The 12,582-nt window shown below is 49.0% G+C and carries 12 protein-coding genes; 2 read left to right on the forward strand and 10 right to left on the reverse strand.

The window, feature by feature from the left end; translation table 11 throughout:
* Window positions 1-2 precede the first annotated feature (2 nt).
* Window positions 3-491 (reverse strand): PEGA domain-containing protein, encoded by a 489-nt coding sequence (locus VF399_00835; GenBank protein ID HEX7318885.1) that lies wholly within the window; start codon window positions 489-491, stop codon window positions 3-5.
* 203 nt (window positions 492-694) lie between these two features.
* Between VF399_00835 and VF399_00840 the strand changes: the two genes are divergently transcribed.
* Window positions 695-2,221 (forward strand): hypothetical protein, encoded by a 1,527-nt coding sequence (locus VF399_00840; protein ID HEX7318886.1) that lies wholly within the window; start codon window positions 695-697, stop codon window positions 2,219-2,221.
* 475 nt (window positions 2,222-2,696) lie between these two features.
* A complete protein-coding gene (locus tag VF399_00845) occupies window positions 2,697-4,127 on the forward strand; it encodes an aldehyde dehydrogenase family protein (protein ID HEX7318887.1) in 1,431 nt (476 codons plus the stop codon).
* A gap of 216 nt (window positions 4,128-4,343) precedes the next feature.
* Here VF399_00845 and VF399_00850 read toward each other — a convergent pair whose 3' ends face one another.
* The 9 genes from VF399_00850 to VF399_00890 form a co-directional block, all read right to left on the reverse strand.
* Complete coding sequence (locus VF399_00850; protein ID HEX7318888.1) at window positions 4,344-5,819, reverse strand: PDZ domain-containing protein; 1,476 nt, start codon at window positions 5,817-5,819, stop codon at window positions 4,344-4,346.
* A gap of 157 nt (window positions 5,820-5,976) precedes the next feature.
* Window positions 5,977-7,044 carry a nitronate monooxygenase gene (locus VF399_00855; protein ID HEX7318889.1) on the reverse strand — a complete coding sequence of 356 codons (1,068 nt, stop codon included), beginning with the start codon at window positions 7,042-7,044 and terminating at the stop codon, window positions 5,977-5,979.
* A 183-nt stretch (window positions 7,045-7,227) separates the two neighbouring features.
* Complete coding sequence (locus VF399_00860) at window positions 7,228-7,728, reverse strand: hypothetical protein (GenBank protein ID HEX7318890.1); 501 nt, start codon at window positions 7,726-7,728, stop codon at window positions 7,228-7,230.
* A 91-nt stretch (window positions 7,729-7,819) separates the two neighbouring features.
* Window positions 7,820-8,368 (reverse strand): orotate phosphoribosyltransferase, encoded by a 549-nt coding sequence (locus tag VF399_00865; GenBank protein ID HEX7318891.1) that lies wholly within the window; start codon window positions 8,366-8,368, stop codon window positions 7,820-7,822.
* Window positions 8,346-9,086, reverse strand: coding sequence for an orotidine-5'-phosphate decarboxylase (gene pyrF, locus VF399_00870; protein HEX7318892.1), 741 nt, complete (start codon window positions 9,084-9,086; stop codon window positions 8,346-8,348). Before pyrF ends, VF399_00865 begins: the two co-directional genes overlap by 23 nt.
* A 3-nt stretch (window positions 9,087-9,089) precedes the next feature.
* The gene (locus VF399_00875) at window positions 9,090-9,953 is read right to left on the reverse strand and encodes a dihydroorotate dehydrogenase (protein HEX7318893.1); all 864 of its coding nucleotides are present in this window, start codon (window positions 9,951-9,953) and stop codon (window positions 9,090-9,092) included.
* A 122-nt stretch (window positions 9,954-10,075) separates the two neighbouring features.
* Window positions 10,076-10,828, reverse strand: a complete 753-nt coding sequence (locus VF399_00880) for a hypothetical protein (protein HEX7318894.1) — start codon at window positions 10,826-10,828, stop codon at window positions 10,076-10,078.
* Window positions 10,818-12,194 (reverse strand): tetratricopeptide repeat protein, encoded by a 1,377-nt coding sequence (locus VF399_00885; GenBank protein ID HEX7318895.1) that lies wholly within the window; start codon window positions 12,192-12,194, stop codon window positions 10,818-10,820. Before VF399_00885 ends, VF399_00880 begins: the two co-directional genes overlap by 11 nt.
* Window positions 12,195-12,221: 27 nt before the next feature.
* Window positions 12,222-12,582 (reverse strand): metallopeptidase TldD-related protein (locus VF399_00890; protein HEX7318896.1); only part of this gene is annotated, 361 nt, incomplete at its 5' end.

Consider the following 12,582-nt stretch of genomic DNA (forward strand, 5'->3'; position numbering starts at 1 on the left):
TCCTATTCTTTGGTTACCGGCTTACGCGTTAGATCGAGAAATACTGCCGGTCTATGTAAACTTAAGATATCCTTAGCAGCCAATATCAGCGTCCTTGTATACAATGTTTTTGAAATATCGGATGGATTCTTAAATTTAGGTGATGCAATGATGTCAAAAAAGCACGGCATCCAAACTTTGCCGGCGAATATGCAACTTCCCCCGATGTTATCGATCCTGACCGGATATTTCAAAGGAGCATAACCTGCGGGCATTCCGTTAACCTTGACCATCGCACCCGGAGGGTTGGTATAAATAGTTATCTCTTTTAAAAAGATCCTGGGGGCACAGCCGGCAAGGGTTACAAAGAAAATAAATCCCGTTAGAGAACTCCATCCTCTGAAGGGAATGCGCGACGGCGGTATTAAACCGCCGTCAGCTTTATTCGGAAATAACCACTGCTTAAAATCGGTGGTTTTCTCTAACGGGATGAACATATTTATTAGTTTCATTTTTTCTCTTGATTAATAGTATACACCTTTTTACATATTGTCAATCAGCAGGAATTTATCATAAGTCCGCATATTTCACTGTGCATACCAGTTGTCAAGGGAACTCAGTTATTTAACAACGAACAGCCCAACCACGCCTTTTACCATTATTTTTACCCTTGCTTTTTTAATGATATGACTTATAATAAAGTGAGGAGATAGTTATGAAGACGTACAATGTCTTAAGATTCGTTATATGCTTGCTCCTACCCCTCATCCTTCTTGCCCAGGGAGAGTGCTGGGTCTATCGCTATAATGGATCAGGAAATGGTTCGGATGTTACCAATTCCATTGTCTACGGTGCTGATAGCAATATTTATGCAGCGGGATATTGCCTTGGTAACGATGCAAGTAACGACATCGCAGTGATCAGCCTTACAAACGCCGGTGATACTAACTGGATATACCAGTACAACGCGGCAGATTGTGATGATCAAGTCAATTCCGTTATCTATGGTGCCGATGGTAACATATATGTCGCGGGACGTAGTGGTTGGGGTTCTTTTATTAACTTTATAGTAATTAGCCTTTCACCTATTGGTGATACAAACTGGGTATATTGGTATGATGGATATGGCACAAGTCAAATCAATTCCATAGTCTATGGTGCCGATGGCAACATCTATGCCGCGGGATCTAGCTATGGTAGTAGTTCTAATCCTGATTTTTCGGTGATCAGCATTGCGACTCTCGGTATTGTTAACTGGATATATCGCTATAATGGACCAGGAAATAGTGAGGATTATGCCTATTCTATTGTCTACGGTGCTGATGGTAATATCTATGCCGCGGGATCTAGCTATGGCAACGGTACCAGTCAGGACTTTACGGTGTTAAGCCTTACGACTGCTCACGATACCAATTGGGTATACCGGTATAATGGGCCAGGAAATGGTTGGGATGAGGCTAGATCTATTATTTATGGCGCTGATGGCAATATTTATGCTGCAGGGCGTAGTTGGAGAAGTAGTACTAATTATGATTTTATTGTGGTCAGCCTCAGTACTGCGGGCGACACCAACTGGGTTTACCGGTATAATGGCCCGGGGAATTACAATGATTACGCCAATTCCCTTATCTATGGTGCCGATGGCAATATCTATGCTGCAGGATCTAGTTATGCAAGTTTCACCGATAATGATTTTACGGTGATTAGCCTTAGCCCTACCGGCAGTACCAATTGGGTATATCGATATAACGGGCCAGAGAATAACAATGACTATGCCAATTCCGTTGTCTATGGTGCGGATGGCAATATTTATACTGCTGGAGTTGATTTTAGCCATACCGGCAATGACTTTATTGTGATTAGCCTTTCACCTGCTGGTGATGCCAATTGGATTTACAGATATAATGGACCAGGGAATGGTGATGACAGAGCTTCTGATATTGTCTACGGTTCTGATGGTAATATTTACGCTGCTGGATATAGCACCGGGAATGGTACTGATGAAGACTTCACGGTGATCAGCCTTCCACCGCACCTTGGGGTGGAAGAGGAAAAAAATATTGCAGTGAAAACTAGAACTAATGCTACTATCATCAACGGTCCTCTACAGTTGCCAAAGGACAAAAAATGCCGCGTCTTCGACATCACGGGCCGGATCGTAATGCCGGATAAAATCAAACCCGGAATATATTTTATTGAGGTTGACGGCCAGATAATGCAGAAGGTCATAAAGATACGATGATGTCTATCACTGTAATCTTATATTCAATCACCGTAATCAATTGCGAAGCAATGAAGCCTGGCGTCTATTTCATACAGATCGACGATGAGATTGTACAAAAAGTTGTGAAAGTAAGGTAAGTTTCTTCGAACAAACCAGCCCGTCTGGTTTGTTCAAAAATAACACTTGCAGTCAATCAGGGGGATATTAGATGAAGACAGGGCGGTCGGAATCAAATCATTACATTTAAACAAAATAACGCCCCAAATCGTAACCCGGAGAGGGTACAACCTTATCAAAACATATGGGGAGCAACCGCAAAGATCGCTCCCCGTTTTCTATTTGTGCTAGATTCCCCTCAATATGACTTTCGGGACTATGGTGCGCCACCTGTGCGAAAAACACCGGTTGAAAAGACAGTCGGTAGTGACTTAATAGCAACACGCATCCTTGACTTTTATAGTCAATAGAACATAATTGAATTGGTAAGACAGCCATGAACGAGAATAATCCCATATCCGGCATCGATATTGAGCAGATCATTTCAAATGCGGTAAAAGCTGCTGAAACCTTCAGGCGCTTAGACCAGGCAGAAACCGACCGCATAACAAGAGCCGTTTTTGAGGCGGGGTTCAATAACCGTCATCACTTAGCCAAACTGGCATACAAAGAGACCAAGCTGGGCAGATGGGAAGACAAAGTCATCAAAAACGTCATTGCCACCCGCTTCGTCTATGAAGACATTAAAGACATCAAAACTGTCGGCGTCATTGCTGAGGACAAAGAACATGGGATCGTCGAGGTAGCACAACCCATGGGTCCGATTTTCGCGGTCACGCCTATAACCAACCCCACTTCAACGGTTCTTTTCAAGATCTTGATTTCCATGAAGTCGAGAAACCCGATCATCATCCGACCGCACGGTTCAGCCAGAAAGTGTTCAGTTGAAGCATGCCGCATTACTTATGACGCTGCGCTCAAAGCCGGCGCTCCGGAGAACTGCATACAATGGATAAAAACGTCGACCAAAGAGGAAGTGCTGGCGCTGATGGCGCACAGGAAGATTGCCCTCATTTTGGCCACCGGTTCGGTTGAACTCGTGAGAGCATCTTACCGGTCCGGCAATCCGGCGATCGGTATAGGTCCGGGGAACGTACCAGTCTACATTGGGAAATCAGCAGTTATTCCCTTTGCCGTTGAACAAATCATCATTTCCAAAACATTCGATAATGGAACCGTCTGCGCCAGCGAGCAGGCAGTCGTCGTCAATAAATCAAATGCCAACGAGGTGATTACAGAATTTAAAAAACAAAAAGCCTATTTCCTTTCTGATGAGGAAATAAAGCGCCTTGAGCCAGTTGTATTCAATAAAGAACAGATAGTCATGAGGGTTGAAGTCATTGGTCAACCCGCCCATTTGATCGCGGAAATGGCTGGCATCAAAGTGCCGCCAGACACCACGGTTTTGATTGCTCCCCTCAAAGACGTTGGTATCGAAGCTCCGATATCGCTTGAAATACTTGCTCCGATTCTGGCATTTTATGTTGCTGAAGACTTTGAACAAGCTATTGCACTTTGCTGTAAGATAAACCAGCATGGCGGACTGGGGCATACCGCAAGCATTTTCTCGAATGATGAAGACAAGATAGCATATTTTGCTTCGGTCGTGAACGCGGGCCGGATCCTGGTGAACACGCCTGCGTCGCAGGGCGCTCTGGGAGGCACATACAATAAACTCAGACCCTCACTAATGCTTGCCTGCGGTTCCGGCGGGAAAAATATCACCACCGACAACATCTCGGTCCGGCACCTCTTGAACATCTACCGCATAGCCAAGCGCAATGTGTGCCTTCATATGCAAGACCGTTATATTCACAATTACCTCGACGACCACCTTGATGCCCGAGAGATCGAAAAGCTTGGTTAGCTCCATATCAGCACGGTTGTCAAATTTCACAGACTGCCGCCGTTGACATTGAGCGCCGGGCCGTTGGTGCTGCTAGAAATTAGAAGCTCATACTCGGATTTTTTATAAAGATATCGCCAAATCATTACCTATGGTACTAACGGCAATATCTGTGCAATAGAGAGAAGTGACGGTGAACAGCTTTTTTCCGGATTTGGGTGTGGAAGTAGAAGTAGTCTAGTTCTTAATCATTCGCATTTCGGTATCCACCCATTCTTTCATGAACGAATATACGTCTCCGGATACATAATGGTTGGCATCAAAAATTCTTAAAACACAGTCAATGCCGGCCTGTTTCATTACCCGCTCGGCTTTCATGGATTCTTCGGGATCGATTAGCTGATCCCCGGAGCAGTGCGCTAGATACGGCTTTACTTTATGTTTTTTAAGACCTCCAAGCGCCTTTGCATCGACACAAAAATCAGGGAATGCACCGGCATAAGCAAAATACGAACGTACCAATTCCGGATGCCGGATAGCGCACTCGTTTGCTATAGTTGCTCCAGCGCAGTGGCCGATCATAAATACTTCAGACCCGGAAACGCGATAACGCTTTCGCGTATCCGCCGCGCAGGCAAAGATCCACTCGATATTAAAATCGTTAATGACCTTAAACCATGAAGTATCCTTATCAAGATCATAGGGCGGTGACGCGGTCCACCCTTCCTTGCGTTCATCCATAAATTGGTCGGTATGCGGATAGGGATAACGAGGCACGATATATATCACACCATCCCTGCCTACATTGTCGGCCAGCATGCCATAGTCAATTTCGGTCGAGCCCCCTCCATGGAGGATCAGGCATAACGGATATTTCTCTTTTGAAACATCGTAATCCGGCGGCAACAACGTTATATAAGTCCCCAAACTGGGCATCTCAACATAGTTCCTGATATAATTTTTCGGTTTGTTCAGCAACTTGTTACGTTCGCACCGTTGCAGTCCATTGACAAAGCGCTCATCATCCCGGATCAATTTTAAATTTTCGTCCTGCGGAGGATACTTGGAATCCTCCCAGCCGGCATCAATAGCGTATTCCCATGCATTCAGGCATTTTTCCCTGTTCCCGATCATCGCGTACGCGCAAGCGAGGCAATACCAAGATTTTTTATCCTGGGGATCAGCGTACAGCCATGTTTCATAATATTTTATCGCGTTCTCATAATCGCCCCTTTCCAGCGCCGCATTGGCTTTGACACGCCAGGACTCCCCCAGCATTTGACCTAGCTTAAAGCGAATGGTCAAGGGCGAAACCGGATCCAACGTGGCGGTCAACACGATTTCCGCATCTTTTCGCAAGACAGTCATCGTTAGTTTCTGGCCAGCCACGGAGCTATTCATGTAATCACGGAATGTCTCGTTATTGTCGATTTTCTGATCGTCAATGATAGTCACGATATCACCGAATTTAAAACCGGCTTTTGCCGCCGGACCTTCGGGGTCGATATATTCTATGATCACGCCGTTTTCGCAGGTCTTCGTTGCGATACCCAAATATCCCGTTCTTTCGATCGCTTCACGTCGTTCAGGATTTATTCTCAGGCGGTCCCCTGATTCCATGACTGGCGGTGGTGCAATACCGCCAGCGATAATTAACTTAGACACTGACAAACAAACTATCGCTTTACTTAATGCTGTAAATAGTTTAGTCATTCTGCCTCCCGGTATGAATATAATTGAAAAAAATGCGCTGTCAATATTATGACTTATAAAGTTTGTCAATTGTTCAAGTATGGATGTGTTTAATTAAAATAAAACAGGAATGCAACTTGACTTAGTATATTAGTATATTGCTCGTTGAAAGGATTTTTCAGGCAGCCCTGAGTTCGGCGATCAATTCCTGGACGAGTTCCTTGACCGTGACGATCTTATTAACGCGATACGCGTTCTGTCCGCAGAAGATCAAGCCGTGCTCTACATCGCCAAAATAGGAATTTAGCAAAGCCAGGGCGATGCAGTACTGCGCGGATTCGACTTTGCACAAAGAAAGGCACCGGTAAGGACATTTGATCTTCAATTTTCCCTTGACTTCCAGGTCTTTTAAAAAGTTATTTCTGATCGCCCGGCCGGGCATGCCTACGGGACTTTTAATAATAACAATATCTTCTTTTTTGGCATCCAAATAAGCTTGTTTGAATTCCCGCGACACATCGCATTCTTCAGTACACACGAACCGGGTCGCCATCTGAACGCCCGAAGCGCCGAGAGAAAGCATCCGGGCGATATCTTTCCCGTCGTAAATACCGCCTCCGGTGATGACCGGTATTTTCTTTCCATACTTATCTTCGTAAATTTTGATGGTTTCCAGGACTTCCGGCAAGAGCTTTTCGAGAGAATATTCCTCAGGGTGTTCCAGTTGTTCTTCGGAGAAACCAAGATGCCCCCCGGCCAGAGGGCCTTCCAGGATCAATCCGTCCGCGGTTCTTTTATACCGCTTATCCCAGACTCGCAGGATCAATTCCGCGACCCGGGCCGAACTGACGATCGGCACAAGGTTGACACCGTGTTCATTTACTAATTCCGGAAGCTTCGTCGGGAGTCCGGCGCCATAAACGATCATCTTGATACCTTCGTCGACCGCGTCCTTGATCAGATCATCGACGTTGCTGAGCACGCCCATGAAATTCACCGCGAGGTGACCGTTGGTTTTGCTCTTTGCCTTGCGGATCTCGCGGATCAACGCTTCCCTGGACATTCTTTCATACTCATGCTTTGAAGCTTCGATGTCCCCGAGGCCAACGCTGGACAGCGTGCCAATGCATCCTTCGTTTGCCACGGCTGAAGAAAGCGAAGCAAGAGAAACCCTGACCCCCATGCCGCCCTGGACAATGGGGATATCAGCGATGATATTTCCGATAGTTAATTTTGGAATTTCCATTCGTGTGCCTGTATATAAATGTTATTATACAAAAATCGTCATAATTGTCAATATTTATTTATAACCAAAACTGCAAAATAACCCGGGTGCACGGGTTTCAACCAAGCGCTGGCATGAAGTAAAGAGGCGAGCAAATGAGCCCGCCTCTGACAATATTGTATTTTTGTATATTACTGATTATATTTATAACCCAACTGGTACGGTTATACCCAGTTGCGCGTATAACCTGTTTGACGTGGCTGGATCAGCGTCCTTAGTCCAATTGAACGGGTTGAGTCCAAATTCCAAATAAGCGTTGACGCCACCCAAAGCCATTTCGCCGCCCAATGCAGCTTTCAAGTCTATTTTCATGTAATCAAGCGGTGCATCCTCAAGGCCCATACCGAACCAGAGACCCATCGCAAGATACGGCTGGAATGCCATGGGCATGGGCAGCTTAATGAGCAGGTCTGAACCGGTGAACGTGCCAAACTTTATCGCCTTTCCGCCATCAGGCAGCGCCACGTTCAGTAGTTCGCCGCGCACGTCAAGGATCGGCAGGACCGGTACGCGCGCATCCGCCTTAATGGCAAAATACCTTCCGTCCTCAAGTACGTCTTCGTAAGCAACTCCCAATCCGAGCTTCAGGGCGTACAGCCCGCTCATCATCGACAGAGCTATTGCTATTGCGAATAGCTTTCTCATCAATTACCTCCTTGTTCTAGCGTATTATACATACAATTCACACTATGTCAAGGGGAAAATGTGTTCATAAATGAGGGGTTGAAGGGAGGACCTACGCTCCGCCCAACCGGGTCAAGGGTACGTTCGCCTTGCACAAGGGACACTGGTCAGGAGCGTAGGTTACAACATCTTTCCGGTAAGGCGAGAAAAATTCAAAGGCCGGCGGTTTTGAATGCCGGTCGATGAGCACGGCAATACCCGTGATATTGCCCGCCTGTCCATTGACCGCCTGGATCGTTTCCTGGATCGACTTGCCCGTGGTCAGCACGTCATCCACGATCAGGATATTCTTCCCCTTGATATCGAAACCGCGGGCAACGACCCTCTTGCCATCGCGTTCTTCGGCAAATCCGGCGCGGCAGCCCAACTGGCGCGCCGTCTCGAACGCAATGATGACGCCGCCGGTGGTCGGTCCGATCACCCATTCTATTTTCGGGTCCTTGAACTGTTTAACGATCAGCGAGCATAGTTTGGTCGTGGCCACGGGGTTTTCCAGGATCCGGAACTTTTCAAAATAGTACTGGCTGTGCAGTCCCGAGTTCAGGATGAAGTGCCCTTCCTGCAGGACCTTCAGGTCCTTAAGCAGTTTTTCCAAATCCATGTTCGATCTCCTCGAGGATCTTCTTGGCGGCGGCCAGCGGGTCCTTCGCTTTCACGATCGGCCGGCCGACCACGATATAGTCGGCGCCCGCCTTGATCGCTTCGGCCGCGGTCATGGTCCGCGCCTGGTCGTCTCCCTGATCCTCGCTCTGGCCCGGCGCCCGTATGCCCGGCGTGACGATTAAAAAATCCTTGCCGCATGTCCTGCGGATCTTAGCGGTTTCCTGAGGTGACGCGACCACGCCGTCGAGCCCGGCGCTTTGCGCCAGCTGCGCCAGAAAAAGTACGTGTTCATCGAGGGTCCGGCTGATATCGCCGAACATATCCTTGAATAAGGCCTCGTCAAAACTCGTCAGCACAGTGATCCCGAGCAATTTTGGTCTTTCGACCTTTTTCACATCAACGGTCAGCAGGGCGGCCTGCACAACGGCCTCCAGCATTTGAAAACCGCCCTGGATATGGAGCGTGAGCATGTCGACCCCCATCGCCATGGCGCCCTCGCACGACCGGGCGACCGTATTGGGGATATCATGGTACTTGAGATCGAGCATCACCTTGCGACCTTTAGATTTTATGAACTTGACGATCTCGGGCCCGAAATATGTAAAGGGAACCGCGCCGATCTTATACCAGTTCACCCTGTCACCCAGACCGTCCACGATGGTCTGTATTTTTTTTAAGTCGTTCATGTCCAGCGCGACGATCAAACGGTCATTCATATATCATGGCTCCTTCCCCATGCCGCCACCCAATATTTTTTTCAATTCTTTGATTATTCCCAGCGGTGCATACGGATCGCGCAGGCATGCTGAACCGACCGCGACCGCGGAAGCGCCGGCGAGCAGGAATTCATAGGCATCGCCGCCCGACATTATCCCACCCATGCCGATCACCGGGACTTTCAGCTGGCTCACACGGTGCACGCAGTACAGCGCGTACGGCTTTACCGCCGGCCCGGACAGACCGCCGGTTATCACCGCTTTTTTCGTCACCGCCGAATACGCCGTCCCGTAAAGAGTGTTGATCAGCGAAATCCCGTCGGCACCGGCATTGACGCACGCCCTGGCGATCAACAGGGGATCGCAGAAATTCGGCGTCAGCTTCACGATGACCGGCAGGTCAGTGACCCGGCGCACGTTTCGCGTTATGCGCCCAACGATACGCTGGTCCTGGCCGAACGCGGCACCGCCTTCCTTGACATTCGGACACGACACATTGAGCTCGAAACCGTCAACCCGATCGCCTATCTCCTGGACGATCCGGGAGAAATCTTCGACCGTGAACCCCGCCACGTTCACAAAAACGCGCGTTTTGCTCCTTAGTTTCTTTAATGCCGGCAATATCTCCCGGACAAAATCCTTCACGCCGGGATTCTCCAGCCCCACCCAGTTGATAAGCCCCGATGAGGTCTCGTATATCCGTGGTGGCGGATTGCCCGGCCGCGGCATGAGCGTCACGCCTTTGGTAAAAAAAGCGCCCACCGCGCCGCTGACGTTTTGGTACTTCAGCCCGAATCCGAAAACGCCGGACGCGAGGAAGACGGGATTCTTGAATTTAAGCCCGAACAGTTTAAGTGTTTTTACCATTTTGGTTATCCGGATACCAGATCATCAGGAAGTGAATATCAGGATACCAGGGTATCAGCGAATTCTGGCACCCTGATATTCTGTTCTCCCGGTATCCATCCCCCTGATTACCTGATATTCTGTTACCCATTGTTAAACTCAATCTTCGAAAGTTCGAAGACCGGTCCATCCTCGCAGATCCTTTTATACTCACCCCGGTATTTTATCGCGCAGCCAAGGCACAGTCCGCAGCCGCATCCCAAAAAATCTTCGCAGAACGCGTACACGGGTAAGGACAGACCTAAGGTCTGCAGTTCTCTGAGCATGGCCCGCGGTCCGCACGTGTACAGCAATTCATATTCGCTGATATCGATCTCTCGCAGCGCGGACAGCGCGGTCGCATGCCGGCGGCTGCCGCTCTCCGTGACGAAGATCGATTCGTTGGAGATCTTGATGATATTAGTCTTGAGAATTATCTCGGATGGCTTCTTCGTGCCGTACAGGACCGAGAACTGGATCCGGTTCTTGAACAAGTTCTGAGCCAGGAAAAACAGCGGCGCGATACCAATGCCGCCGGCAAGGAGCAGGCTTTTTTTTCTCACCGCCTTGACACCGTTGCCGTACGGACCCATCAAGAGCAGGCGGTCACCCTCTTTTTTTTCACTCAGGATCTTCGTACCCCGTCCCTGGACCCTGATGACCAGGAGCAGTTTGTCCCGGTAATAAGAAGCAATGCTGATGGGGCGGTTCAGGAATGGATCATGGCCATCCTGCACGCGCACCTGGAAAAACTGCCCGGGTTTCGGATCAATGCCGGGCAGGTAGAACTCCAGGCCAAAGACCGTGTCGCTGAGCCACCTTTTACGCTTGATCTCGAGCAGCTGCCTACTGATCATGACTTTCACCGGTGGTGTCGGGCATGACCGGAACCTCTTCCATCTTCTCCCCGCCCGTCGTATCGACCGGGATCGATTTCATCAGCGATTCAGCGCTCACGACGTATTCGGTCGCCGGGTACCGGGCTGCGAGGTCAGCGGTGATCTTTAACGCTAGAGTATCGTCCTTGATAATGTTCTTGGTGATCCAGAATTCGGCATACAGCGCCTTTGGCGCCCAGGTGCTTTTCGGGTACTCGGTGTAAACCCGGCGGTACATGTCAAGCGCTTTTTTATTGTCCTTAAGATCGACAAAGTACAATTCCGCCAGCATGAACAGCGCACGGTCGACGTTCTCGGTCTCATTCAGCAGGCTGATCGTGCGTTTCAGGACGTCGGACTTGTTCCTTGATCTCAGTCCGTATTTATCGGATGATTTAAGCACGGCTGTATCATAATAGGCGATCGCCCTCTCGATGCTGTCGACTTCCTCGTAAAGCCGCGCCAGTTCATAATAGGCGCGCGACGCATATTCGGCCTGGTTCCGGTTGATGATCTCAGCGTACAGGTCCCGCGCTTCATCGAGCTTTCCCAGTTCTTTTTTCAGCTCGCCCTCAAGCACCAGGAACTCGGGGTCAATCTCGCCTTCCAGGAACATCATGCTCTGATCATACTTGTCCAGTTCAAGGTAAATGGTCGCGATCTTGAGCTTCAGTTTTTTCTTCTCTTCGGCATCGCGGCTCATCACCACCAGCTTGTCAAACGTAACGAGGGCGTCGTCATACAATCCCAGTTTGAACTGCGCTTCGCCGATCAGCGTCAGTACATCCTTTTTTTCCTTAAGTGACAGCGATTGCTTCAACAGCTCCTGTGCGGCACTGACCAGGGTGCTGAAATCACCCTGTTTGTTATAGACATAGCATAGGGCGATCCGGGCTTTTTTCCGAAACTTTTTCGATCCGGCCGCATCCATCAAAGCGACGATCGCCTCGCTGTATTTATTTTCCCGGTAATGGGCAAGCCCCTTATAATACCGTGCCATCGGGTAATTCCCGGATCCCGGGTAGTTCTGGCAGAAGACGTCGAGTTTTTCCAGGGAACGGGCGAAATCGCCCTTGTAATAGTAAGCGATGCCCATCAAAAGCAATGCGTCATCAACCCACCGCGAAGTCGGATATTTGACGATCACCAGCGTCGCTTTCTCGATGGTCTTATCAAAAAGTTCGGATTCGTACTTGAGCGTGTCGCTCGTGACCAGCTTCATCCCCTGATTGAAATAATTTTGCGTGTTGTAATAAGTATTGAAGTAAGCGCAGCCAGCAAATAGCAAAAAGATGGCAATCAGGCAAAGGTTGGGTGGCTTGATATTTTTTCTTTTCTCAAGCATCTTCACCTCAACCCAATGACCATTGTGTTATTTTGCTATCCCCACCGGGACACACCGGAACCGCGCCGGCGCGGTCCCATGACCGACATACGCGCTCTGCCCGGGTTCTCCCTTGCCGCAGTTGGGAACGCCGTACAAACGCCACTCGTTCTTGTTGCCAACGGCATCACAGCTGTTCCAGAAACGGGGCGTAATGTCGGCGTACGTCGGATTCTTGACGACTGCGCCAAGTTTACCGTTCTTGATAAGCCGGGCGTATTCGCACCCGAACTGGAAATTGAGCCGCTTGTCATCGATCGACCACGATTTATTCGTGGTCATGTAGATACCGTCCTTCGTATCGGTGATCATGTCCTCCAGCTTCCAATCGCCCGGTTCGATATTGATA

The organism is bacterium (assembly GCA_036382775.1).
Lineage (GTDB): Bacteria > Hydrothermota > Tepidihabitantia > SM23-42 > JAOAFX01 > DASVHD01.